Source organism: Pseudomonas sp. PA-7-1E (genome assembly GCF_021605325.1).
GTDB lineage: Bacteria > Pseudomonadota > Gammaproteobacteria > Pseudomonadales > Pseudomonadaceae > Aquipseudomonas > Aquipseudomonas fluorescens_BV.
Genome location: NZ_WKFA01000013.1, coordinates 123,618 through 147,118, shown reverse-complemented (window position 1 = coordinate 147,118; position 23,501 = coordinate 123,618). Strand labels below are relative to the sequence as shown.

Annotated in this window: 20 protein-coding genes; 17 read left to right on the top strand and 3 right to left on the bottom strand. The window is 62.0% G+C overall.

What is annotated here, in order from left to right:
- The first annotated feature begins 234 nt into the window (after positions 1-234).
- Together GIW79_RS11755 and uvrB are read left to right on the top strand one after the other, a co-directional pair.
- The gene (locus tag GIW79_RS11755; protein WP_023835768.1) at positions 235-666 is read left to right on the top strand and encodes a DUF488 domain-containing protein; all 432 of its coding nucleotides are present in this window, start codon (positions 235-237) and stop codon (positions 664-666) included.
- A 375-nt stretch (positions 667-1,041) separates the two neighbouring features.
- Entirely contained in the window at positions 1,042-3,018 is a 1,977-nt protein-coding gene (uvrB, locus tag GIW79_RS11750; RefSeq protein ID WP_028690943.1) for an excinuclease ABC subunit UvrB, read from the top strand.
- Positions 3,019-3,168: 150 nt separating this feature from the next.
- Here the strand turns inward: uvrB and GIW79_RS11745 are convergent, their stop codons facing one another.
- Complete coding sequence (locus GIW79_RS11745) at positions 3,169-4,074, bottom strand: LysR family transcriptional regulator (protein ID WP_023103881.1); 906 nt, start codon at positions 4,072-4,074, stop codon at positions 3,169-3,171.
- 154 nt (positions 4,075-4,228) lie between these two features.
- On the opposite strand from GIW79_RS11745, the gene GIW79_RS11740 reads away from it, so the two are divergent.
- The 12 genes from GIW79_RS11740 (at position 4,229) to GIW79_RS11685 (ending at position 18,002) form a co-directional block, all read left to right on the top strand.
- Positions 4,229-4,636, top strand: a complete 408-nt coding sequence (locus tag GIW79_RS11740) for a ketosteroid isomerase-related protein (RefSeq protein ID WP_023103882.1) — start codon at positions 4,229-4,231, stop codon at positions 4,634-4,636.
- Between the two features lies 1 nt (position 4,637).
- On the top strand, positions 4,638-5,246 hold the full coding sequence (locus tag GIW79_RS11735) for a GNAT family N-acetyltransferase (protein ID WP_028690944.1): 609 nt from the start codon (positions 4,638-4,640) through the stop codon (positions 5,244-5,246).
- Positions 5,243-6,133, top strand: a complete 891-nt coding sequence (locus GIW79_RS11730) for a carbon-nitrogen hydrolase family protein (RefSeq protein ID WP_028690945.1) — start codon at positions 5,243-5,245, stop codon at positions 6,131-6,133. The genes GIW79_RS11735 and GIW79_RS11730 overlap by 4 nt, the downstream gene beginning before the upstream one ends.
- Before the next feature lie 282 nt (positions 6,134-6,415).
- Positions 6,416-6,691 carry a formaldehyde-responsive transcriptional repressor FrmR gene (gene frmR, locus GIW79_RS11725; RefSeq protein ID WP_007182548.1) on the top strand — a complete coding sequence of 92 codons (276 nt, stop codon included), beginning with the start codon at positions 6,416-6,418 and terminating at the stop codon, positions 6,689-6,691.
- Between the two features lie 59 nt (positions 6,692-6,750).
- Positions 6,751-7,860 (top strand): S-(hydroxymethyl)glutathione dehydrogenase/class III alcohol dehydrogenase, encoded by a 1,110-nt coding sequence (locus tag GIW79_RS11720; RefSeq protein WP_011871467.1) that lies wholly within the window; start codon positions 6,751-6,753, stop codon positions 7,858-7,860.
- Between the two features lie 43 nt (positions 7,861-7,903).
- The gene (locus GIW79_RS11715) at positions 7,904-8,302 is read left to right on the top strand and encodes a VOC family protein (RefSeq protein ID WP_023103885.1); all 399 of its coding nucleotides are present in this window, start codon (positions 7,904-7,906) and stop codon (positions 8,300-8,302) included.
- 182 nt (positions 8,303-8,484) lie between these two features.
- The gene (locus GIW79_RS11710) at positions 8,485-9,819 is read left to right on the top strand and encodes a DUF3422 family protein (RefSeq protein WP_023464791.1); all 1,335 of its coding nucleotides are present in this window, start codon (positions 8,485-8,487) and stop codon (positions 9,817-9,819) included.
- Positions 9,820-9,877: 58 nt separating this feature from the next.
- Positions 9,878-10,708, top strand: a complete 831-nt coding sequence (gene fghA / locus GIW79_RS11705; protein ID WP_023464790.1) for an S-formylglutathione hydrolase — start codon at positions 9,878-9,880, stop codon at positions 10,706-10,708.
- 18 nt (positions 10,709-10,726) lie between these two features.
- Positions 10,727-12,034: an NAD(P)/FAD-dependent oxidoreductase gene (locus GIW79_RS11700; RefSeq protein ID WP_028690947.1), complete on the top strand. Its 1,308-nt coding sequence runs from the start codon at positions 10,727-10,729 to the stop codon at positions 12,032-12,034.
- Between the two features lie 51 nt (positions 12,035-12,085).
- Complete coding sequence (locus tag GIW79_RS11695; protein ID WP_028690948.1) at positions 12,086-13,399, top strand: replication-associated recombination protein A; 1,314 nt, start codon at positions 12,086-12,088, stop codon at positions 13,397-13,399.
- A 60-nt stretch (positions 13,400-13,459) separates the two neighbouring features.
- Positions 13,460-15,325, top strand: a complete 1,866-nt coding sequence (gene nhaA / locus GIW79_RS11690) for a Na+/H+ antiporter NhaA (RefSeq protein WP_028690949.1) — start codon at positions 13,460-13,462, stop codon at positions 15,323-15,325.
- A gap of 25 nt (positions 15,326-15,350) precedes the next feature.
- Positions 15,351-18,002, top strand: a complete 2,652-nt coding sequence (locus GIW79_RS11685; RefSeq protein ID WP_028690950.1) for an excinuclease ABC subunit UvrA — start codon at positions 15,351-15,353, stop codon at positions 18,000-18,002.
- A gap of 80 nt (positions 18,003-18,082) precedes the next feature.
- Here GIW79_RS11685 and mobH read toward each other — a convergent pair whose 3' ends face one another.
- Complete coding sequence (gene mobH / locus GIW79_RS11680) at positions 18,083-19,927, bottom strand: MobH family relaxase (protein WP_028690951.1); 1,845 nt, start codon at positions 19,925-19,927, stop codon at positions 18,083-18,085.
- Positions 19,928-20,246: 319 nt separating this feature from the next.
- Between mobH and GIW79_RS11675 the strand changes: the two genes are divergently transcribed.
- The 3 genes from GIW79_RS11675 (at position 20,247) to GIW79_RS11665 (ending at position 21,968) form a co-directional block, all read left to right on the top strand.
- Complete coding sequence (locus GIW79_RS11675; protein ID WP_023657212.1) at positions 20,247-20,873, top strand: hypothetical protein; 627 nt, start codon at positions 20,247-20,249, stop codon at positions 20,871-20,873.
- A gap of 12 nt (positions 20,874-20,885) precedes the next feature.
- Positions 20,886-21,518, top strand: a complete 633-nt coding sequence (locus GIW79_RS11670) for an RES family NAD+ phosphorylase (protein ID WP_028690952.1) — start codon at positions 20,886-20,888, stop codon at positions 21,516-21,518.
- Positions 21,519-21,602: 84 nt separating this feature from the next.
- Positions 21,603-21,968, top strand: a complete 366-nt coding sequence (locus GIW79_RS11665; protein ID WP_028690953.1) for a DUF3742 family protein — start codon at positions 21,603-21,605, stop codon at positions 21,966-21,968.
- An 11-nt stretch (positions 21,969-21,979) separates the two neighbouring features.
- Here GIW79_RS11665 and GIW79_RS11660 read toward each other — a convergent pair whose 3' ends face one another.
- Complete coding sequence (locus GIW79_RS11660) at positions 21,980-23,500, bottom strand: conjugal transfer protein TraG N-terminal domain-containing protein (protein ID WP_236452512.1); 1,521 nt, start codon at positions 23,498-23,500, stop codon at positions 21,980-21,982.
- Position 23,501: the final 1 nt, after the last annotated feature.

The following is a 23,501-nucleotide window of genomic DNA, read 5'->3' as shown; positions in this document are numbered from 1 at the left end:
CGAGGTGCTTGCAGCGGCAAAAAAGGCTGAAATAGACGGCAGGTTTGACCGGGATTTGAGCGGCTACCGTTTTTTGAAAGTGTCGATGGCGAAGTAGCCGGAAAACAGGGGCTACTTCAGACCATCCCTAGTACACCATGCCCCCAGCGTTTCCTTAGCTGCGATTGACGGGCATGCCTGGCGGTAGCTCAATAACAGCCATTTATGGATGAAGGAACGAGGGGAATAAGGCAGATGAAGATATTCACGATTGGATTCACTAAGACCTCCGCGCGGTCCTTCTTCACCAAGTTAAGTGCTTCTGGTGCCAAGCGCCTTGTCGATGTTCGCCTGAATAATGTTTCGCAATTGGCCGGGTTCGCTAAACGCGAGGATCTTCGATATTTTTCCGAGGCGTTGTGTGGGATGGAATATGAACATCTACCAGCACTTGCTCCAACCAAAGACATGTTCGAGGAATATAAAATAAAAGGGGGAGATTGGGATATCTACGCCAGTAAATTTCTGGATTTAATGTCGTCCCGAAAGATTGAGTCAATCGATAAAGAAAAGATTGATAACAGTTGCCTGCTTTGCAGCGAAGACAAGCCCCATCACTGCCATCGGAGGCTAGTGGCCGAGTACCTTGCAGGCAAATGGCCGAATGTTGAGATCGTGCATCTTTAGAGGGGCGACGTAGCTCCACGTTTCCAACGCCTCGTCTGGAGGGCTGAGAGAGACAAAGGCGCGTATCGGCGGGAGCCGGCGCCACACATTGGGCGTACAGAGCAACCTCGCCCGCCACGGCTCGATGTCAGCGCTCAACGAGGCGAGTGGCTCCAGGTGCATTGGCAGACGGGCCGCTGGCTGACGTCGTGGCGATCGGCGGATATGCACTGGGAAGCCCGCCCATGTGTTGGGCTATCATGTTGGCGACGCCTACGCCCAGGTGGGGCGCGGCAGGATCGCCGTCATTTACACCCCAGTTTGGTACTGCTATAGGTCTTCTGGAATAGCCGATACATCAGGACAAATTGAAGTAGCTCAATTAGGAGATATCTAATGTCAACCGGTATGTTTATTCTGCACTCCAACTATACGCCGGCGGGGGACCAGCCAGAGGCGATCGCGCGGCTGCTGTCGGACATAGAAGAAGGTGCGACGCACCAGACGCTGAAAGGTATCACCGGCTCAGGTAAGACCTTCACCATGGCCAATGTGATTCATCGTCTGAAGCGGCCCACGTTGATCTTGGCTCCCAACAAGACGTTGACCGCGCAGCTCTATAGTGAAATGAAGCACTTCTTTCCTGAGAATGCGGTCGAGTACTTCGTTTCGTATTACGACTATTTTCAGCCCGAGATCTATATGCCGGGCACCGATCGTTTCATACCGAAGGACTCGGCCATCAATGACCACCTTGAGCGCCTGCGCCTGTCCACGACCAAATCCTTGATTGAGCGTCGTGACGTGATCGTCGTCGCTTCGGTGTCTTCAATCTACGGCCTGGGTGATCCAGATGCATATCGAGCGCTACAGATCGCTCTGTCCCCTGGGGTCAAACTAAACCAGAGAGAGCTAATTCGTCGCTTGGCTTTGCTGCAATATGATCGCACGGAGCGTACGCTCAAGCGTGCAACGTTCCGCGTCCAAGGTGATGTGATTGACATTTTCCCCGCTGATTCCGAGTACAGGGCGGTTCGGGTGGAACTGTTGGATGACACTGTTGCGTCTGTCCAATGGATGGACCCTGTTACTGGCAAGACGTTGGGAGAGATAGACCATTATTTGGTTTCGCCAAAAACGCTTTTCGCACCGCCCACGAACAAAATAGATTCTGCATCCAAAAAGATACTCGCTGATATGGAAGAGCGGGTTGCCGAGCTGAACAGGAATAATCGCTTGGTCGAGGCAAACAGACTGTACGAGCGGATCACGCATGACGTGGAAATGATGCGCGAGGTCGGCTATTGCTCGGGGATGGAGAATTATTCCTGCTACTTCAGCGACCGAGACGCAGCTTCTCCTCCGATCACGTTGCTGGATTATTTGCCGAAAGACGGGCTGCTGTTCGTCGATGAATCTCATGTCATGGTGCCACAGATATCCGCAATGTACCGGGGGGATCAGGCGCGCAAGGACACGCTGATCGATTACGGGTTCCGTTTGCCTTCATCGAAGAACAACCGGCCATTGAACTTTGACGAGTTCGAGAAGGTCAAGCCTCAGACCATCTTTGTTTCCGCTACTCCGGGCGACTACGAGCTGAGGGTGTCGAAAGGCAGGGTTGTCGAACAGGTTATCAGGCCAACGGGACTGCTTGACCCCAAGGTTGAAGTGCGGAAAGCGGATGGATACATAGATGACCTGCTTGCCGAAATATCGAAGTGCGTGAAGAGAAAGAATCGAGTGCTTGTGACTACGCTGACGAAGGTCAGTGCAGAAGAGCTAACGGATTTCTTGACGGACAACGGGATTCGAGCGCGCTACATGCATTCGGACATAAAAGCGGAGGATCGTGTTGAGATCATCAATGGCCTGCGCGCAGGAGAGTTCGATGTTTTGATTGGGATTAGTCTTTTGCGCGAAGGGCTGGATATTCCAGAGGCATCATTGGTTGCCATTCTCGATGCAGACCGTGCAGGGTTCTTGCGTTCGGCCCATGCGCTCATTCAGATGATCGGTCGAGTCGCTCGGAATGAAAACGGCAAGGCGATCTTGTACGCCGACGCGGTGACGCCGGCGATGAAGCAGGCGATCGATGAGACCAATAGGCGCAGGCAGCTTCAAATTGCCTTTAACGAGGAAAATGGGATTTCTCCAGCCTCGTCTGTGCGAAAACTAGCAGGGGAAGAGACGAATACGGAGGAGCCCACCGTTCATTCCGAGGCTTTCTGCGAGAACTTGTCCGACCTTTGCGATCAGATCACTGCCAAGGAACAGCAGCTACTCGAATTTACCGATACCGGTGACGAGCAGCGCGTCGAAGACATTCGTCATCAGTTGGATGGGTTGTACCGGCAATTCATTTACATCTAATCGTTCGCCGGCATTGAGTTGCATGGCCGACCGATCTGCACCTGGGGCAAGCGGGCAGACGGTCGGCTCATCATTCAACCGGAGGGGTGAGCCGCCGAGGCTCAGTGCCCCGCTTTCCAAGGTGTGTGCCCTACAGCGTCTTGCGACGTGTCAGCGCAAAGCTGGCAACGATCCAACGGCGACCAGCATTTCATCAAATACCGCTCGAACCCTTCCCGGAATGGGGCCACGCTGAGGCCGATAGACGTACAACCCCCATGCCGGAGGTTCTTCGTTCTCCAGCACTCGCACGAGCTTCCCGCTGGCAATGTAGGGGGCGGCCATGTAGTCCGCCAGTTGCGCGAACGCGATCCCGGCCAGCGCCGCTCCCATTTCCATGTCGGCATTGTCTGCGACGAGAGTGGGTGCGGTAGGTGTCCACTGGCGTCCCGCCTTGAAGTGCCAAGGCCAGGGACGGCCGGTATTGATATCCAAGGCCACGGTAACTGGCAGGCTGCTTAGCGCATCGATGTTTGCAGGTACGCCCACTTTCTTGATCAGGCGCGGAGCGGCAACGATGGGGAGTCTCATGTCGGCGGCCTTGCGTGCGACGAAGCGGCTATCGCGCATGAATCCGACCCTGATCCCGACGTCAATCCCTTCGTCAACCGTATTGCTGATGCGATCGGACAGGCGCACATCCAGCGTGATGCCGGGATGGCGCGCGGCCACGCGCTCCAGTGCCGGTAGCACCGCTCTGGTGCCCAAGCTGTGCGGTGCGGTGATGCGAACCGTACCGGACAGAGAGGCCTGCTGGTCGGAGCCAGGCGTTCGCCACAGATCCTCGAACCGCTCCAATGCGGGGCGCACTTGGTCTAGCAGCCCTTCGCCGAAGGCGGTGATGCGCACCTGGCGCGTGCTTCGATGAAACAACACCTCGCCGTAGTGTTGCTCCAGTTGCTGGATGGCACGGGTTACACCTTGCGGAGAAGTCCCCAGCCGGACGGCCGCATCGCGAAAACTGCTGCTTTCGGCCGCCACCCGAAAGATGCGCAGTAGTTCCATTTCCTTGTTCATGACGCACGCCTTATGGCCGATTTCGCTGCTCGTTGATTGTTCCAGATTGTGGAATTATAAAATCGCAACAATTCCATATACAAGGGAGGCGCGGTTGCCCAGACTGACAACACCCCGGAATGCTCCGCTCCGAACAACCCAATAAGGAACGCGAATGAACGCTGCGACTCTCATCACTGCCTACTACGACGCCTTCAACCGCGGTGACCGCGAGGCCATGCTGTCAATGTTGACCGATGACGTCGCGCACGACTTGAACCAGGGCGCTCGTGAGGTCGGTCGCGAAGCCTTCCGCGCCTTCCTGCAGCGCATGGACCGCTGCTATGGCGAGCAACTGCGCGGGATCGTGGTGATGGTCAGCGCCGACGGCCTGTGTGCAGGCGCGGAGTACGTGGTGCATGGCGAATACAAGGTCACGGACGACGGGCTGCCGGAAGCCCAGGGCCAGCGCTACGTGCTGCCGGGCGGCGCGTTCTTCGAGATCCGCGATGGCAAGATCGCTCGTGTCACCAACTACTACAACCTCGGCGACTGGATCGCACAGGTTGGAGGGGACGCCTGAAATGACCAGCGACGTGCAGGTGCTGGTTCATCGTGGTCCGGACATTGCCGAATGGTTCGATGCCGTGGCAGGCCTGCGGGCGAGCGTCTTCCGCAGCTTTCCTTACCTGTACGAGGGCGACACCGAATACGAGAAGCACTACCTCGCTATGTACGCCCGTTCGGCAGACAGCCTGCTGGTACTCGCGCTCGCTGATGACGTGGTCGTGGGTGCGTCCACGGGATTGCCGCTCGGCGATGCGGAGCCGGCCTTCCAGGTGCCGTTCGCCGATCGAGGAATCCCGATGGAGGCAGTGTTTTACTGCGGCGAATCAGTCCTGCTCCCGGCCTTCCGGGGCCTTGGCCTGGGCCATCGCTTCTTTGACGAACGCGAAGCGCATGCCCGTTCGTTGGGCGGCATGCAGTGGACATCGTTCGCGTCGGTGGATCGAGCAGACGACGATCCCCGGCGTCCTTCCAACTACCGCAGTAATGATCCCTTCTGGATCCGTCGTGGCTACGTGCGGCAGTCGGACATGAAGGTTACGCTGCCCTGGAAACAGGTGGGTGAGCCGAGCGAAACCGAGCAGACGCTCACGATGTGGCTGCGCTCCCTGGAGAACGCGAAATGAAAGTAGCAGTTGCGAAATACGCAGTGGGTCAGCCCACGGGCTTCGAGGCATTCGCAGCGCGGCAGCGGCGGGTTCTGGAGGAGGCGAGCCGTGCCGGAGCGGAACTGGCCGTGTTGCCAGAATATCTGTCCCTCGAACTGGCTGCGATGTTCGAGCCTGGCATCCGCCAGGATTTCAACGCCTCGCTGGCCGCGCTGCAGGCCTTGCAGCCTGCGTGGCTGGCCCTGTACACCGACCTGGCGCGCGAGCTGCGCATGACCATTCAGGCCGGTACGTTCTTGACCCGGGTTGGACCGGATCGCTATCGCAACCGGGCGTGGTGGTTTGCGCCGGACGGCACGCGTGACTACCAGGACAAATTGCAGTTGACGGGGTTCGAGAAAGACACTGGCGTCATCGAGGGGGGCGACGAACTCAAAGTGTTCGACCTGAATGGCGTGCGTGCCGGCATCGCTGTCTGCTACGACAGTGAGTTTCCATTGCCCGTGCGAGCCCAGCGAGAGGCGGGTGCACGCCTGCTGTTGGTCCCGAGCTGTACGGACACGAGGGCAGGTGCAACCCGGGTTCGTGTGGGCTGCATGGCGCGGGCACTGGAGAACCGGATGTTCGTCGCACAGGCCGTGACGACCGGAGCTGCTGACTGGAGTCCGGCGCTGGACACGAACACTGGCGAGGCCACGATCTATGCACCCATGGATCGTGGATTCCCCGAGGATGGCATTCTCGCGACTACTTGCGGCACGCAGACATGGGCGATCGGTGATCTTGACGTTGAAGCACTCGAACGAAACCAAGAACAGGCCCAGGTTGCGGTCGATCGTGACTGGGACGGACAGATGTTGCCTGCACTGCGGAAAGCTCGACACTCGGGTCATCAGGTCGCCTAGCCGGTCTCATCTTGATAGCTTCAACTCGATGAGTCGGCTTAGATAGGTCATATCTATCTGCGCATAGATTTTTCCAGTTTGACCAGTTTTGAACTTGCCCCGATGCTGTCGATACATGCAAGAAATATTCATTGATTTGAATGTTTTGCGCTTCTTGGGAACAAACCTGTACTAGCCTGTAAGAGTGCTCGAAGAGCACAGAATTTGTGGCAAAGTTCGGCCGCATATACTATGGGGGAGTATTGTATAATGCGGCGATGTACCCAAGTAGAGAGGTGTTCGATGCCACACAGTCCGGAAGAAAAGAAGCAAGCACTGACGCGCATCCGGCGCATCAAAGGTCAGGTAGCGACTCTTGAGCAAGCGCTTGATGCAGGTGCGGAATGCCCTGCAATTCTTCAGCAGCTTGCGGCCGTTCGTGGGGCAGTCAACGGATTGATGGCAACCGTTCTGGAGAGCTATCTGCGGGAAGAATTTCCCAGTAGCGAAATCAGGAGCGATTCGCAGAACAAGTCCATTGACGAGACCATCTCTATCGTCCGCTCCTATCTGCGATAGAGGCACCAGGGTGCCCTCGGTGAGGGCAAATTTAGTTAGCTAGTAAAGGAAGCGACATCATGAAATCACGTGCAGCAGTTGCCTTCGGGCCAGGAAAGCCGCTGGAAATCGTCGAGATCGACGTCGAGCCGCCGCGCAAGGGCGAGGTGCTCATCAAGATCACGAATACCGGCGTTTGCCATACCGACGCCTTCACCCTGTCGGGCGACGACCCCGAAGGTCTCTTCCCGGTCGTGCTGGGTCATGAAGGTGCGGGTATCGTCGTGGAGGTGGGTGAAGGTGTGACCAGCGTGAAGCCTGGCGATCACGTCATTCCGCTCTACACCGCCGAATGCGGCGAGTGCCTGTTCTGCAAGTCCGGCAAGACCAACCTGTGTGTCGCGGTTCGCGCAACCCAGGGCAAGGGGCTGATGCCCGATGGTACGACTCGCTTCTCGTACAACGGTCAGCCGCTTTACCACTACATGGGCTGCTCGACCTTCAGCGAATACACGGTCGTCGCCGAAGTCTCGCTGGCCAAGATCAACCCGGACGCCAACCCCGAGCACGTCTGCCTGCTGGGCTGCGGCGTGACCACCGGCATCGGCGCCGTGCACAACACGGCCAAGGTACAGCCCGGCGACTCGGTGGCCATCTTCGGCCTCGGCGGCATCGGTCTCGCTGCGATTCAAGGTGCACGCCAGGCCAAAGCGGGCCGCATCATCGCCATCGATACCAATCCGGCGAAGTTCGAACTGGCTCGTACCTTCGGCGCGACCGAATGTCTCAACCCGAAGGACTTCGACAAGCCGATTCACGAGGTTCTGATCGAGATGACTGGCTGGGGTGTCGATCACACCTTCGAGTGCATCGGCAACGTTAACGTGATGCGTTCGGCTCTGGAAGCTGCCCACCGCGGCTGGGGCCAGTCGATCGTCATCGGCGTCGCCGGGGCCGGCAAGGAAATCTCGACCCGTCCGTTCCAGTTGGTCACCGGCCGGACCTGGAAGGGGTCGGCTTTCGGCGGGGTCAAGGGGCGCACCCAACTCCCGGGCATGGTGGAAGACGCAATGAAAGGCGAGATCGATCTCGCCCCGTTCGTCACTCACACCATGGGTCTCGACGAGATCAACCACGCCTTCGACCTGATGCATGAAGGCAAGTCGATTCGCACGGTGATCCACTACTGATCACTCACTATCCATTCAACACCAACCACCAAGGAAATTAACCATGTCCAATCCTGTCATTTCCGGCGACGGCATCTTCTCGCACGTCTTCATCGGCGCCGCCGACGTCCAGAAGTCGGCCGCGTTCTATGACGCCGCTCTGGGTGCTCTCGGCATCAAGAACCTCGGTCCTTTCGGCAACGGATGGGTGCTTTTCGGTCGCGAAAAGCCGGCTTTCATCATCGCCCGTCCGGGCAATGGTGAAGCGCCTTCCAGCAACGGCGTGACGGTCGGCTTTGCGGCCGCCACTCCCGCCGAAGTGGATGCCTTCCACGCCGCCGGCCTTGCCGCAGGCGGCACCGACGAGGGCCAGCCTGGCCCGCGTGGCCACCTGCCGGGTGCCTATGCGGCCTACCTGCGTGATCCGGCGGGCAACAAGGTTTGCTCGTACACCTTCGTCTGAAAGCTAGGAAGCTGAGGGCGTTCTGAAAGGGCCAGCACAAGCCTCTACACGGCGAGCCTATTAGACGGACCGTGTAGAGCGGTGCCCGCTCATGAAGATCGGCCCGCAGCCATGTGCGAAACGCATGGCTGCGGGCATTTGCTTTGAAGCGTGTTTTTCAACCAAGAAGAAATGAGGTCGTTATGAAAGAGCCGGCCAACATCAATACGACGACCGTACAACCCACCCCGACCGCCACCGTGTACGGCATGCCGGCCTATACCGATCGTGCTGCCGCCGTGGGTGAAGTGCACGCGCGCCCGCATCTCTTGATTCAGGCCCCCCGCGGCATATTGCAGCTCGCTTTCATGACCGAAGGCGACCAGGCCAGGGATCAGATGGCGATGAGCGAGTTGTCTCATCGCTTCGGCGTTGCCGAACCCGACCATACTACGCCGCTCCACGGCGTGACATGGGATGAAGGAGACCTGCACTGCGAAAAGCACACCGAGTTCTCGACGTATCTCTGGTGCGCTTCGCTGGATTCCGAGACGGGAGAGCCGTGCGGCGAAAATCCGTTCAAGCATGGATTTGTTCCTCCCGGCCCGGTCGTATCCGGCATCCGTTTGAGACTTCTTCCGTGGACGCCGGAAACGGAGAAGGAGGTCGATCGCTTCGATCCTGCCAGCCTGTGCTACTCGCTGGTGGAGAACGGCTCTGCCGCCATCCTGACCGACTTTCGACAGGATGAGGATGGCCTGACGCAGATCCTCGTCCTGGCCCGCGATTTGACCCCGGCGCGGGCGGGTGCGCTGGCTCAACGTCTGCTGGAGATCGAGACTTACCGCACCTTGGCGTTGCTGTCCCTGCCGTTGACACGATCGATGACGTCGGAACTGCGACGCATGGAGTCGCGCCTTGCGGCGATCACCGACGAGATGTGTACGAGCTTGGTGGAACGGCGCGACAGCGACGTGCTGCTGTCCGAATTGACCGGCCTGGCTGCCGAGCTGGAAGCTGGCGTTGCGGCGAATCTCTATCGCTTCGGCGCCAGCCGTGCCTACTACGAGATCGTCGAGGAAAGGCTGGCAGCGCTTTCGGAAGAGGCCGTATCCGGGTACTGCACCTGGGCGGATTTCCTGCAGCGTCGCATCGCTCCCGCCATGCGGACATGCCAATCCGTAAAGGAGCGCCAGACCAAGCTCTCCGACAAGCTGACCCGGGCCATCGCGTTGCTGCGTTCCTGGATCGACGTCGAGCTTGAACGCCAGAACCGCGATCTGCTTGCGTCGATGAACAACCGGGCCAAGATGCAATTGCGCCTTCAGCAAACCGTCGAAGGCCTGTCGGTCGCGGCAATTTCTTATTACGTCGTGAGTCTTCTCGGCTATTTGCTCAAGGGCATTCCGATGGTTCACGACAGCGTGGCGCCGGTGATGGCGGTTCTGGTGCCTGCGGTGATGCTGACGATCTGGTGGATCGTGCGCAGGATCAGACACGCCCACGGCGACACGGCAGCGGAAGAGAAATCTTCCTGACGAGCTGCCGTCCTGGCGCGCGAGAGCTGCGCCGTTCCTTTGAACATAGGAGAACACCATGGAACGCATCGAACATCACGCCAGCTTTGATGGTTGGCAGGACGTTTATCAGCATGAATCCACGACGCTCGGTTGCACGATGAAAGTCGGCGTCTATCTGCCTCCGCAGGCACAGCACGGCAAGGTGCCGGTGCTGTACTGGCTTTCAGGCCTCACCTGCACCGAGCAGAACTTCATCACCAAGTCCGCCGTCCAGCGCTACGCAGCCGAACATGGCATTGCCGTCGTCGCGCCCGATAGCAGCGCTCGCGGCGAAGGCGTTGCCGACGATCCCGCCTATGACCTCGGACAGGGGGCAGGTTTCTACGTCAACGCCACGCAGGAACCCTGGGCTGCGAATCATCGGATGTATGACTACGTGGTGCAGGAACTACCGGCGCTGATCGAGGCCCACTTTCCCGTGACAGCGGAGCGGAGCATCAGCGGCCATTCCATGGGGGGACACGGTGCTCTGGTCATCGCCCTGCGCAACCCGGGCCGTTATCGAAGCGTCTCGGCCTTCTCGCCCATCGTCGCGCCCACCCAGGTTCCCTGGGGACACAAGGCCTTCGAGGCGTACCTGGGCAGCGACCGGGAGGCGTGGAAGCAGTACGACACCGTGGAGCTGATTCGCACCGTGCAGGAGCGTCTGCCGCTGCTGGTGGATCAGGGTTTGGGCGACGAGTTCCTGGAGAGTCAGCTTCAGCCCGATCTGCTGCGCAAGGCCTGCGACGAGACGGGGCACCCGCTCACGTTGAATCTGCGCCCAGGCTACGACCACAGCTACTACTTCATTGCCAGTTTCATTGGCGAGCATATGGCACACCACGCATCGGCGCTGAAACGCTGAGAGAGAGGAGATCAGGTCATGACAAAGACCTCCAAAAACCGACATCACGTCGTCATTATCGGAGCGGGCTTCGGCGGGATCGAGGTTGCCAACCAGCTTGCTGGTGCCGAGGTCGATGTGACGATCATCGACCGGCGCAATCATCACCTGTTCCAGCCGCTGCTTTACCAGGTCGCAGGGGCATCTCTCTCGACATCCGAGATCGCCTGGCCTATTCGCTATCTATTCCGAAATCGCCCGGAAGTGAACACCTTGATGGCGGAAGTGGAAGGTATCGACCAGGACGCGCGTCAGGTCATTCTCAACAATGGCTCGCGCCAAACCTACGACACGCTCGTACTCGCGACAGGTGCTACCCATGCCTATTTCGGACACGACGAATGGGGGGCTTTCGCGCCGGGGTTGAAGACGCTGGAAGATGCCACGACCATTCGAGGCCGAATCCTCGCGGCTTTCGAGGAGGCCGAGCGCACGAGCGATCCTCAGCAGCGTGCCGCGCTGCAGACGTTCGTCATCATCGGTGGTGGTCCCACCGGGGTTGAATTGGCCGGGACCATCGCCGAGCTTGCACGAGACACGCTGGCGCGTGACTTCCGCTCGATCGACCCGAGCACGTCCCGGGTTGTACTGATCGAGGCGGGCCCGCGTCTGTTGTCCGTCTTTCCAGAGGATCTTTCGGCCTATACGCGCCAGGCACTCGAAAAGCTCGGGGTCGAGGTCGTGCTGGGTACGCCGGTCACCGAATGCTCGGCCGACGGCGTGGTGTATGGCGGCAAGCCTCTTTCGGCCAAGACCATCGTTTGGGCCGCCGGCGTCCAGGCGTCTCCCGCGGCTCGCTGGTTGGGTGCTGCGTCTGATCGTGCGGGTCGAGTGGTCGTTGGTCCCGACCTGACGGTGGCCGGTCGCCCGGAGGTCTTCGCCATCGGCGATACCGCCTCGTGCACCATGGCTGATGGGAAGCCCGTACCGGGCATCGCCCCCGCCGCCAAACAGCAAGGCAAGTACGTCGCCAACCTCATTGGACGGCGTTTGAAAGGCAAGCCCGCTGACGGGCCTTTCAAATACCGGCATCAGGGGAACCTGGCCACCATCGGCCGCAGCCTGGCCGTAATTGACATGGGGCGGGTTAAGCTGCGTGGAGCCTTTGCGTGGTGGATCTGGAAGCTCGCGCATATCTACTTTCTGATCGGTACGCGAAATCGTCTCAGCGTCGCGTTGAGCTGGGTATGGAACCATAGCATCGGCTACCGCGGCTCTCGCATCATCATGCATGCGATTAGCGACAAAGAGCCCACGGCGTTGGATAAATCCGGCTCTCTGGATTGAGGTGCACACCTTATCGGAACGTCAACTATCAGAAATACCAGGGAGAGGAACTTGACCGATCTATTCACGACAAAGCCCAAGCCTCCCTTGGCCGAACTCCTGCGGCCCAAGACGCTGGATGAATTCGTCGGGCAACGGCACTTGCTCGGCCCCGGCAAGCCGCTTCGTCTCGCGTTCGAGGCGGGCAAGTTGCACTCGTTCATCCTCTGGGGGCCGCCAGGCGTGGGCAAGACCACCCTGGGGCGCCTGGCCGCCAGTGCGACCGACAGCCGATTCATCGCCATCTCGGCCGTGCTTGCCGGGGTGAAGGACATCCGGCAAGCCATCGACGAGGCCCAGGCAGAACTGGGCAACCATGGTCGATCGACGGTGCTTTTCGTCGATGAGATCCATCGCTTCAACAAGGCGCAGCAGGATGCCCTACTGCCCCATGTCGAGTCGGGGCTCCTGACCCTGGTGGGGGGAACGACCGAGCATCCGGGGCTGGCGGTCAATTCCGCTCTGCTCTCACGCGCGCAGGTCTATACCCTCGAACCGCTGTCCGGCGACGAACTGAACCAGCTCTACGAACGCGCACTGCCGCATCTCCAGGGCGTCACGTTGGACGCGGACGCGCTGGATCTGCTCAAGGGCTTTGCCGATGGCGATGGCAGGCGCTTCCTCAATCTGCTTGAGCAGGTGACGAATGCTGCGTCGGGCGCGGGCAAGGCCGTGGTCGATGGCGAGTTTGCCAAACTGTCCACCAGCCCATCACTGCGCAGGTTCGACAAGGGCGGCGACGAGTTCTACTGGCAGCTCTCCGCCTTCCACAAGTCGCTGCGGGGCTCCGACCCCGACGCGGCCCTGTACTGGCTGGCCCGCATCCTCGACGGCAGCGGCGACGTCAGCCAGGTGACGCGCCGCATGATCGTGGTGGCCAGCGAAGACATCGGCAATGCCGACCCGCAGGCGCTGCAACTGGCGCTCAATGCCGCGCTGGCTTATGAGAGGCTGGGTTCCCCCGAAGGCGAAATACCGATTGCCCACGCGGCGACCTACCTTGCTGCCGCCCCCAAGTCGAACGCTGCCTATGCCGCCTGGAACAAGGCGAAGGCCTTCGTCAAGAACAGCGGCTCCCTGCCTGTGCCTCTCCATCTTCGCAATGCGCCGACGAAGCTGATGCAGCAGATGGGGTATCACGAAGGCTACCGCTATGCCCATGACGAGCCCAACGGCTATGCCGCTGGGCAAAGCTACTTTCCCGAGGGCGTGGCGCGGCCGGGCTGGTATCAGCCAACGGACAGAGGTGTTGAGCGCAGGCTGGGAGAAAGGCTTACTTGGCTGCGCTCGCTGGATGATGGGACGCTGCCAGAGGCGGACGCCTGACCGGTCGCCTCCGAAACCGGCTCATCGCGACTTCACGAACTACAGGAACAGGATAAGAACATGTCAGCCACTTCTTTCGGTGCATCCTCGGCGAATATCAGCCGGGGACGCGTTGCCCGCTATCTGCGCACGGAGTCTGGTGCTGCGGTGCTGCTGGTGATCGTCACGGTCGTGGCGCTGGCGTGGGCGAACTCGCCGCTATCCGATGCCTATTTCGCGTTGTGGCACCTGGACGTCGGGTTTGACTTCGGGCCGCTGGGCATGCACATGGATCTGCATCACTGGGTCAACGACGGCCTGATGGTGGTCTTCTTCTTCCTGATCGGCCTGGAGGTGCGTCAGGAGTTCGCCCACGGATCGCTCAGGGACCGCAGCCGTGCCCGTCTCGCTCTGATCGCGGGTGTCGCAGGTGTCGTGCTTCCCGCGCTGGTGTATGTCCTGATCGTGGGGCTGGCCGGAAGTGAAGGCCTGCACGGGTGGGGGGCGGTGGTCGGCACCGATACGGCATTCATGCTGGGCACCCTGGCGATCGTCGGCCCGCGGCTATCCGGTCAGTTGCGCGTGTTCCTGCTCACCCTGACCGTGGTCGATGACTTCCTCGCCGTGTCCATCATCGGCATCGTCTATAGCGAGGAGATTCGGATCGTCCCGTTGTTGATCGCCCTCGCCAGTCTCGTTGCGTTGTGGTGGCTAGGGCGCACCCGCCAGTGGCGGGCAATGCCGTATGTGCTGATCGTGATCGTGCTGTGGCTCGCAACCGTGTACTCCGGCATCCATGCCTCTCTCGCCGGGATGGCCGCGGGGCTGCTGATCCCCGCCTACGCGACGCAACGTCACAAGGTCGTCGCGGCAAAACAACTGTTCCGCGACTTCTGGCAGTCTCCGAGTGCCGCATCGGCCCGCGCGGTGGACTGCGGGCTGTCCCGGGGTATCTCGGTGAACGAGCGATTGCACGAGTTCCTGCGGCTGCCGACGGCGCTGCTGATCGTGCCGGTGTTCGCCTTGGCGAACGCCGGAGTGGACGTGCGTGGCGGGCTGCTCGCCGAGGCCTTCGGCTCGCCAGTCACGTGGGGCGTCATCGCAGGGCTCGTGCTCGGCAAGCTCGTGGGCATCGGGCTCATCACGCTCGTCGCCGTCCGTCTCGGCCTGGGCCGGCTGCCCGAGGGCGTCGGGGTGGGGAGCGTGTTCGGTGGTGCGGCACTGTCCGGGATCGGCTTCACCGTGTCGCTGCTGATCATCGGGCTCGCGTTCGGCACGACCTCCGACCTGGGCCGCCAGGCGACGGTCGGCGTGCTCGTGTCGATGGTGTTCGCCACGTTGCTCGGGTGGCTGATCTTCAAGGTCGCCGCCAAGCGGTGGGGTGAGAAGACCGCTGACCTGCCGATGGTGCTTGAGCCACCGGTCGATCCGGAGATCGATCACATCCGCGGGCCGGAGGACGCCCAGCTCACACTCGTCGAGTACGTGGACTTCGAGTGCGCGTACTGTGCGCACGCGACCGGTTCTTGGGACGATCTGCGTGCCCACTTCGGGGACGACCTGCGGTATGTGGTGCGCCATCTGCCGCACCACCCGCACGGGCCGATCGCCGCGCGGGCGTCCGAGGCAGCGGCGAACCAGGGGATGTTCTGGCCGTGGCTGGACTTCGTGTTCACCCGTCAGCATGCGCTGGAGCGCGAGCATCTGATCGGCTACGCCGCCGAGCTTGGGCTCGACGTCGAACGGTTCATCGCGGATCTCGACAGCACCGCGGTGATCGAGCGTGTCGAGCGCGACCTCGCCAGTGCGGTCGCCAGCGGTGCGCACGCCACGCCGACGTTCTTCGTCGAGGGTCGTCGTCTGCGCGGCAGCTACGACGCCCGCACTGTCACCGCGGCGCTCGAAGCCAGTCGCCGCGGCCCACGAACTCAGGAAGTCCCGTCCTGAGCGGGACGAACTACAGGATAAGAACATGCCAAACAATTCTTTCGGTGAATCCTCTTGTACCGCTGCGGCCAGCGGCCTCGTGCAGGTGCGCGGGGCGCGCGAGAACAACCTCAAAGAGGTGGACGTTTCCATCCCGCGTAACGCGCTCGTGGTGTTCTCGGGAGTCTCCGGCTCCGGGAAGTCCTCGCTGGCCTTCGGCACCATCTATGCCGAGGCTCAGCGACGTTACTTCGAGTCGGTGGCCCCCTATGCGCGGCGATTGATCGACCAGGCCGGCGTGCCCGACGTCGATGCGATCGACGGCCTCCCGCCGGCGGTGGCGCTGCAGCAGCAGCGTGGCTCCAGCAACGCGCGTTCCTCCGTGGGCAGTGTGACCACCCTGTCCAGCCTGGTGCGGATGATGTATTCGCGCGCCGGCGCCTACCCAGCCAACCAGCCGATGCTGTACGCCGAGGATTTTTCGCCCAACACGCCGCAGGGAGCGTGCCCGACCTGCCACGGCCTGGGCCATGTGTACGAGGTGACCGAGGCCATCATGGTGCCCGATCCCTCCCTGAGCATCCGCGAGCGGGCGATCGCCTCCTGGCCCCCCGCCTGGCAAGGCCAGAACCTGCGCGACATCCTGGTCAGCATGGGCTACGACGTTGACCGACCGTGGAAGGACCTGCCGAAGAAGGATCGCGACTGGATTCTGTTCACCGAGGAAACACCGACGGTGCCGGTGTACGCCGGCTTCACGCCCGCCGAGACCCGCGCCGCGCTCAAGCGCAAGATGGAGCCGAGCTACATGGGCACCTTCACCGGTGCTCGCCGGTATGTGCTGCACACCTTTGCCAACACCCAGAGCGCGCTGATGAGAAAGCGCGTGTCCCGGTTCATGGAGGGCAAGCCGTGCCCCACCTGCCACGGCAAGCGGCTCAAGCCCGAGGCGTTGTCGGTCACCTTCGCCGGCGTGGACATCGGCGCGTTCATGCAGATGCCGCTGGACCAGTTGGCGGCCTTGCTCGAACCCATTGCCCAGGGTGATTTCCGCGCCCATGCAGCGGGGGCGGCTACGGACAAGGAAGCGACCCGGCGCGACCGTGCCCAACGCGCGGCCTCCGGTCGTGCCGTACACGCGGTATCGCCCGACGTGCGCCGCACCTCCGCGCTGTCGGAAGAAAAGCGCCTCGCCGCGCAGCGCCTGGCCGGTGGCGTGATGGCACGCCTGCGCCAACTGCGCGGGCTGGGCTTGGGCTACCTGACGCTGGACCGGGCCACGCCGACGCTTTCGGCTGGCGAGTTGCAACGCCTGCGGCTGGCTACGCAATTGAGTTCCCTGCTGTTCGGCGTCGTGTACGTGCTCGACGAGCCCTCGGCGGGGCTGCACCCCTCCGACAGCCAGGCCCTGTACGACGCACTCGATCGGCTGCGCGACGCAGGCAACTCGGTGTTCGTGGTGGAGCACGACCTGGAACTGATGCGCCGCGCGCAATGGCTAGTGGATGTCGGGCCGGATGCCGGGGAGCGTGGCGGCCGCGTGCTCTACAGTGGCGAGCCGGATGGCCTGCGCAAGATTGCCGAATCGCGCACCGCCCGTTACCTGTTCGACGAGATCCCCGCGCCGGGGAGCCGGGCACGCGAAGCGATCGGCTGGCTGGAGCTGCAGGGCGTCCACCGCCACAACCTGCATGGCGTGGACGCACGCATTCCGCTGGGCGTGCTGACGGCCGTCACCGGCATCTCCGGCTCGGGCAAGTCCAGCCTCGTCGCGCAGGCCCTGCCGGAGCTGGTGCTGCTGCACCTGGGCCACGAGCCGGAAGACGATGTAGCCGAAAGCGCCACCAGCGAAGGGCCGGCAGTGATCGAAGCGACCGGCGGCCATCTGGCGGGCGACGTGGACGCCGTACAGCGTCTGGTGCAGGTGGACCAGAAACCGATCGGGCGCACGCCGCGGTCGAACCTAGCCACCTACACGGGCCTGTTCGACCATGTGCGCAAGCTGTTCGCTGCCACGCCCGATGCGCGACGCCGCCGCTACGATGCCGGACGGTTCTCGTTCAACGTCGCCAAGGGGCGCTGCGAGACCTGCGAGGGCGAGGGCTTCGTCAGCGTGGAACTGCTGTTCATGCCCAGCGTGTACGCGCCGTGCCCGACGTGCCATGGCGCACGCTACAACGAGGCCACGCTGAAGGTGCAATGGAACGGGCGCAACATCGCCGAGGTGCTGCAGATGACCGTGGACGAAGCCAGCGAATTCTTCGCGGGTGAAGACGCTGTGGCAAGGCCACTGCAACTGCTGCGCGATATCGGACTGGGCTACCTGCGCCTGGGGCAACCGGCCACCGAGCTTTCCGGTGGCGAGGCGCAGCGTATCAAGCTGGCGACCGAGCTTCAGCGCAGCCAGCGCGGCCGAAGCCTGTACGTGCTCGACGAGCCGACTACCGGGCTGCATGCGTCGGACGCCGACCGGCTGCTGGTGCAGTTGCAGCGCCTGGTCGATGCCGGCAATACCGTAGTGATGATCGAACACGATATGCGCGCAGTGGCCCAGGCCGATTGGGTGATCGACGTGGGGCCTGGTGCAGGCGCTGCCGGCGGCAGCATCGTGGTGGCGGGCTCCCCTCAGCAGGTGGCCCGAACGTCTGGCAGCAGAACCGCTCCGTTCCTTGCACAGGAGTTGGCGCGGGCCGAGTAGCTCAGTTCGCCAAATGTTGCCAGTTTTCGCGGGGCATTGATCGTCGCCACACGACGGTGGCGATCAATGCCCGAATCGCGTCATCCTTCCTGAGTCAGAGCAAGATAGGGATTGTTGGGCGGTATTTCGGCGAGTGCCAAGGACCCATCTTCGAGGAGGTAGCCATGCAGTCGGCGGGACTTCCTCGGGCCCGTGACTTCACAGGTCCAAATGTTCAGGCCATTGGGCTGCTTTCGATGTAGCTGCAGCTTCTCGAAGCGCTTCTGCACCCACTGCCAATCCTGTTGACTCTCCTGCTTGGCGAGTGCGGCCACTTCGGGATGCTCCTGCGCATAGCGTTGGAACACACCCGGGCTGACCAGGTAGGCCGTGTCATTCACCGTATGCACGAGTGCCTTCGCGTCGTTGATGATGAGCCGTCGTGAGGCGATTCCCTGCTTCAGCCAAACCATGAACTGTTCCCCGGATGGCTTCGTTGCCGATGACCCAGGCGTAGGCGCGGGTGCAGGTGCAGGCGATGGAATGGACGTCGCGGCTGTTGCTGGCGCGGGGGTGTGGAGGAACTCCTCGGCATCCTGGCCAACGCCGGCCGACTCACCCAAGCCCACCATCGCGAGCAAATCCTCCATGACGTCGGGCACGGGCTGGGCTGCGGGCGGTGAAACGATGGTGGTGCTGTCGCCCTCCCAAATCGGAGGCTCTTGACCTCCCTGCGCTGGGTTCACCGAGACGGTAGGCGCGGGAGCCGACATGCTGGCGTCGTTTTCCGCGGGCGTCGCGTCGATCTCTACCGTGCCCGCGAAAGGTGCTGGTCGCTCGCCAGACTCCCAGATCAGCGCGGGAGCGAGACGCAACAGGGTGAACGAATGGGACCAGCCGGTCGTGCTGGTCACGGTCGCGCGCCAGACCGCCTTGCCGTCCGGTGTGGGCTGCAGCATGCCGTGGTCCTGCAGCACATTGAACACGGCGGTGTTGTTCGCAGGAATGCCATCGATCCCCTGAGACAGGAGGTGTGCGCGCAGTTTGTCCGAAACCGTCTTGCTCACCAGCCACAAACCATCCTCGGTGAGCCAGCCATCGGAGGCTTCCGGCTGGTTCAGCTTCAACTGTTCCTTGAGCAGGTAGCGCAACCCGTCCAGCAGCTTGCGTTGCAGTGCGTGCTTGGGCGCGGCCATGGCGCGCGCCGGATCGCCGCCCAGCTCCTGGGCCACCGACGCCCGGTCTGCTTGCACGACGAGTTCCCCCAGTACACCGGCATGTTCGTACTGACCGGCCAGCACATAGAGCAGCGGTGCCCAGAGAGCCGGATAGTCGCTGAGCCAGTCCAGGACGTGGCGGTCGAGCAGTTGGCGATAGAGCAAGCCTGTTGCGGCGCTGTGCAGGCGGTATTCGCGGTCGTCACGGTAGCGAAATCGGTACGCCTGGTGCAGCGGGCCATGCCACGGATGCCAAGTACTGCCGTCGGCCAGTTCGACGTGTAGATCGACGGCGATCTTGCCAATATCGTGGAGCAGCGCAGCATAGGCAACGGCGGCGGTCCAGGCTTCGGACTGGGCCGCCTGGTCTTCGGGACTGGCACCGATGGGCAGCAGATGGGACTGCCGCAGTTTCAGGCTGTAGGCGACGATCTCCAGGCCGTGGTCGAGCATGCCGCCCGGGTAGGCATGGTGATGCGCCTCGGAGGCCGGGAAGGCCTGGACCAGTTCGGCATAGCGTTCCAGGGGCGTGCGATACAGGGTGGCGAATTGCCTACGCGAGAGCGAGGTACGCTGCCAGATGTGCTCCAGCAGCTTCTGCCGGCGTGGGGTGGCCAGCAGCGATGCGGCCGACTCAGGACGCAGCAGCCCTTTCGGGAGGGCGGTGACGGGTGGTGGCGTCGGTGCGGCAGCGACCGGGGGCCGTTTTCGCTGGAACAGGGAAAGCATGTGGGTGTCCTGATGACGGGCCGACCGGGAGGCCTTTTGGCCTTTTCGAGGTAGGGCCTTTCCCCTTGCACCCCATTCCCTTGCCATTTCGGCCCTTTGGCCTTTAACCGTTTCGGTATAGCGAGGCCTGGGTTGCGGCTCCAGCGTCAATGTGGAACCCGCTCGAATGCATTGGACGGCGACCCGGCGCTGGCCTCTGCCTATGCTGTGGGAACGCTGCTTCCGCCAGGTAGGTTGTTCTCACTCAGGCGACTAAGTTGACAGACGCGACAAAGGCGACTAGAGTGAATCCTGTCCCAAACCTACTCGGGAGATGACCATGCCCACTGCCATTGAATTCATTGCCGACCGTCTGCCGCGCGTCACGGTGGAAGATGTACGCCGCTTCGCGGATACCGTCGAAATCCGGGATGCCACGGCTTTCGCGGCCGAGTTGCAGGCGTTCGTCCACGAGCGTGTGGAAGCGGTGACACTGCCCGCCAACTTGGAGGGGGAGACCGTTGGGCAGGCCCTTGCACGCAAGGCGGCCGCGCTGCGCGCCGACACGCGCTGGGCACCGAATGAAACCGACGTCCAGCGAGGCCGCGCCGTGCTGCTGGAAACCTTCAACCAGCCGCACAACCTGCCGCCCGCGGAGTTCGCCAAGCTGGCGGACAAGTCGCGCCAGCAGATCTACAAGGACATCCTCGCGCGTCGGCTGCTGGCGCTGAACGTGGGGCCGCGCGGTCAGAAGCTGCCCGACTGGCAGCTCGACCCGGTGAAACAGCAGTTGACCCAAACCGTGCTTCAGGAGGTCGAGGGTATCGATCACTGGACGATCTACCGCGCACTGTCCGAACCGCTCGAAGGCTTGGGTGGGCGCTCGCCGGTGGATGCGGTGACGCATGGCACGATCGATGACGTGGCCGAGGCCGTGTTCAACGTGCTGGGCGTCCAGGTGCATTGAAGCGAGATCGCCATGAGCCACGAGCTGCCTTCGTTCCTGATCGATGCCGGTGAACTGCTCCAGCATGTGAGCCGCGTCGTCTATCGGGGCAGCCCGCTGTACTATGGTCGCAGCAGCACGAATCGCTACGATGACCCGGCGGGGGCCTACGGCGTGCTCTACCTGGGGCGCGACCTGCCCACGGCGCTGATGGAGTCGGTGTTTCACAAGCACCAGTGGCTTGAAGACACGAAGCGCTCCATCGCCCTGAAGGAGGTCCACGCCCGGATGGTCCGCGCCGTGGGCGTGCTGGACGACGTGCTCCTGGCCGACCTCACGGCGCCGGGCGTCATGGCGGGCTACTTCGGCCTGAATCTGGAGCAGTTGGCGAGCCGCGACTACACGCACACGCAGCAGGTGTCCGCTCAGGTGCATGCGATGGTCGGCGACGACGGCCAGCCGCTGTTCGACGGGGTGCTCTATCCGTCGCGCAACAACTATCCCGCCGCGAGCATCGCCCTGTTCGAGCGTGCGGGAACGAAGGTCAGCGTTGTCGAGGACATCGACCTGGTTGACCATGTGGACTGGCCGCGTTTCGTTGCCACCTACCGCATCGGCGTGGAGCCCGACCCCGGCCCGGTGGAACCGGATGACGAAGCGTCCTGAAGCAGCAAGAAAACACATTGAAGCCCGAAACGGAATGAAGTGGAGCAAACAGGAATAGGCATTCCTCAGTAGCAGGAGACGACCATGAACACGACGACCCGCACCAGTACCGCAGAACGCCTCGGCCGTACCTTTGGCCGCGGATGGCGCGTCTATGCGCGTGGCGAACGGCGGGTATCGAATTGGTTGGTGGCCAAAGGGGTGCCTTCGGTTGGTGCCACAGTGCTGCTGTGGGTGGTCAAGCTGGCTGTGCTGGGCGCGCTGCTCTACGCCGCCTTCTGGTTCGCACTCGTGTTGCTGGGAGTCGTGGTGGCGGGATGGGCGGCGGCTGCCAATACATCGGAAGAAGACGAGTGGCCGTTCACCGACCTCACCGAACTGCGCAAGACACCCGGCTACGATCCCAATCTGTACAACGATACGTCGCACGAGTTGTACACCGACGACTGATCGGCACCGCGCTACTTCAGCTTACCTCCGGTAAGGGCCCCAGCGCCCTTACCGCCTGCTTGGCCGGCGCTCTTGCTGCCATCTGAAAGCCCCTGGATGACGTGCCCGGCCCGAATCCCAACCCAGGTAAGGCTCGCAAGCCAAAAGCCCGGCAAGACCAGGAACATCGTGCCCATGACGAACATCAGGAGCAGGTCGCCAAAGGCATTGTTCAACCCCACCAGCGGATCGAAGTTAGTGTGTGGCCGGTTCCAGCCGAAGCCCCACCCATAGAGCGCATCGAGGATGGTGCTGTCGATCCAGCGTGCGAGTTGGAACCAGAAATCGGTGAAGAACAGCGCGAATTGCACGACGCTGACGGTGACGACCGTCTTCAGGTCATAGGTTCCGACGACCAGTACGAGCGGGATGCAGATGACCAGTGCCATCTTGAGCAAGGCAAGCACCATGGGCAGCGCCTGGCGCACCACGTCCATGGCGGGAAATGCGGCAAGTGCCCCGACCGCCATTCCTACATCCCCCGTGGCCCGCGTCACGATGTTCGGCAGGGTCTTGTCGATCTGGCCGCCGTAGTCGGTATAGACCGAACCCTGGTTGAGCTTCTGCTGTCGCGGTGACGCGATGGTACGGACCACCGAATCGTCCACCTCGGTACGGCTCAGGAACCCGGCCCAGCCCGCCAAGCGATTCAACAGGCTGGGGTCCACCTGGCCCAGCAGCCGTGCCCGCAGGCCCTTGCTGCCATCGGCCCACCACTGCCTGCAGGTCGGGTAGCCGCCGCCACTGGCCACCTGCGCAAGCCCTGCGTCGCGGGTGTCGTCATAGGGCCATGACTCGCGCGCCGTGCTGGAACGGTAGCTGTCGTAGTAGCCGCCGGTATCCGTGAAAAACCTCGAACCGATCCAGGTCACGTCGTTCATTTGAGCGTCGTCCAGCTCCGGCCGCGCCATGAACAATTTAGCGCGTGCAGGTCCGTAGCAGTCGTGTGTGAAATCGGCCACTTCCTGAGCCAGAACCGGGTCATTGATGCGGGTAGCGTCGATCTCCATGCGCATCTGTCGCAGGTCTGTCCCGCACGGGATTGCCGCCACCGAGGCGCTGGTGACGGCGCGCGAGAGCGCGTGCATGAAGGCCCACCAGACCGGCACCTTGGCACTCTGGTTGTTGATGGTGCTGAAGGACTGGGACCAGCCGGTATCCGTGGGCTGCGGCACGTTGACCTGGCACTGGGCCGAGCGCGAGCTGTCGTACTGAATTGTGTTGAGGTCCACGTCGATGAAGGGGATGCCGGCGAACATCACCACCACGATGGCGACGAACACCCGGTTCTCGATGCGTGCGGCCGAGAGCACGCCCTTGTTGCCTTCGTCGGCACCTTCCGCACGGGCCTTAAGCCATTCCTGCACGATGATCGCCACGAAGGGCAGTGCGAATACCCCGCTGGATACCAGTACCGCCCAGATGCCGTTGTTGACGATCCAGGACACCAAGGTCAGGTAGTACTCCAGGTAGTCGGTTGTGAAAAGCGTCATG

Coding starts and splice junctions, on each gene's coding strand:
- GIW79_RS11755 (WP_023835768.1), top strand. CDS start 235: ATGAAGATATTCACGATTGGATTCACTAAGACCTCCGCGCGGTCCTTC.
- uvrB (WP_028690943.1), top strand. CDS start 1,042: ATGTCAACCGGTATGTTTATTCTGCACTCCAACTATACGCCGGCGGGG.
- GIW79_RS11745 (WP_023103881.1), bottom strand. CDS start 4,074: ATGAACAAGGAAATGGAACTACTGCGCATCTTTCGGGTGGCGGCCGAA.
- GIW79_RS11740 (WP_023103882.1), top strand. CDS start 4,229: ATGAACGCTGCGACTCTCATCACTGCCTACTACGACGCCTTCAACCGC.
- GIW79_RS11735 (WP_028690944.1), top strand. CDS start 4,638: ATGACCAGCGACGTGCAGGTGCTGGTTCATCGTGGTCCGGACATTGCC.
- GIW79_RS11730 (WP_028690945.1), top strand. CDS start 5,243: ATGAAAGTAGCAGTTGCGAAATACGCAGTGGGTCAGCCCACGGGCTTC.
- frmR (WP_007182548.1), top strand. CDS start 6,416: ATGCCACACAGTCCGGAAGAAAAGAAGCAAGCACTGACGCGCATCCGG.
- GIW79_RS11720 (WP_011871467.1), top strand. CDS start 6,751: ATGAAATCACGTGCAGCAGTTGCCTTCGGGCCAGGAAAGCCGCTGGAA.
- GIW79_RS11715 (WP_023103885.1), top strand. CDS start 7,904: ATGTCCAATCCTGTCATTTCCGGCGACGGCATCTTCTCGCACGTCTTC.
- GIW79_RS11710 (WP_023464791.1), top strand. CDS start 8,485: ATGAAAGAGCCGGCCAACATCAATACGACGACCGTACAACCCACCCCG.
- fghA (WP_023464790.1), top strand. CDS start 9,878: ATGGAACGCATCGAACATCACGCCAGCTTTGATGGTTGGCAGGACGTT.
- GIW79_RS11700 (WP_028690947.1), top strand. CDS start 10,727: ATGACAAAGACCTCCAAAAACCGACATCACGTCGTCATTATCGGAGCG.
- nhaA (WP_028690949.1), top strand. CDS start 13,460: ATGTCAGCCACTTCTTTCGGTGCATCCTCGGCGAATATCAGCCGGGGA.
- GIW79_RS11685 (WP_028690950.1), top strand. CDS start 15,351: ATGCCAAACAATTCTTTCGGTGAATCCTCTTGTACCGCTGCGGCCAGC.
- mobH (WP_028690951.1), bottom strand. CDS start 19,927: ATGCTTTCCCTGTTCCAGCGAAAACGGCCCCCGGTCGCTGCCGCACCG.
- GIW79_RS11675 (WP_023657212.1), top strand. CDS start 20,247: ATGCCCACTGCCATTGAATTCATTGCCGACCGTCTGCCGCGCGTCACG.
- GIW79_RS11670 (WP_028690952.1), top strand. CDS start 20,886: ATGAGCCACGAGCTGCCTTCGTTCCTGATCGATGCCGGTGAACTGCTC.
- GIW79_RS11665 (WP_028690953.1), top strand. CDS start 21,603: ATGAACACGACGACCCGCACCAGTACCGCAGAACGCCTCGGCCGTACC.
- GIW79_RS11660 (WP_236452512.1), bottom strand. CDS start 23,500: ATGACGCTTTTCACAACCGACTACCTGGAGTACTACCTGACCTTGGTG.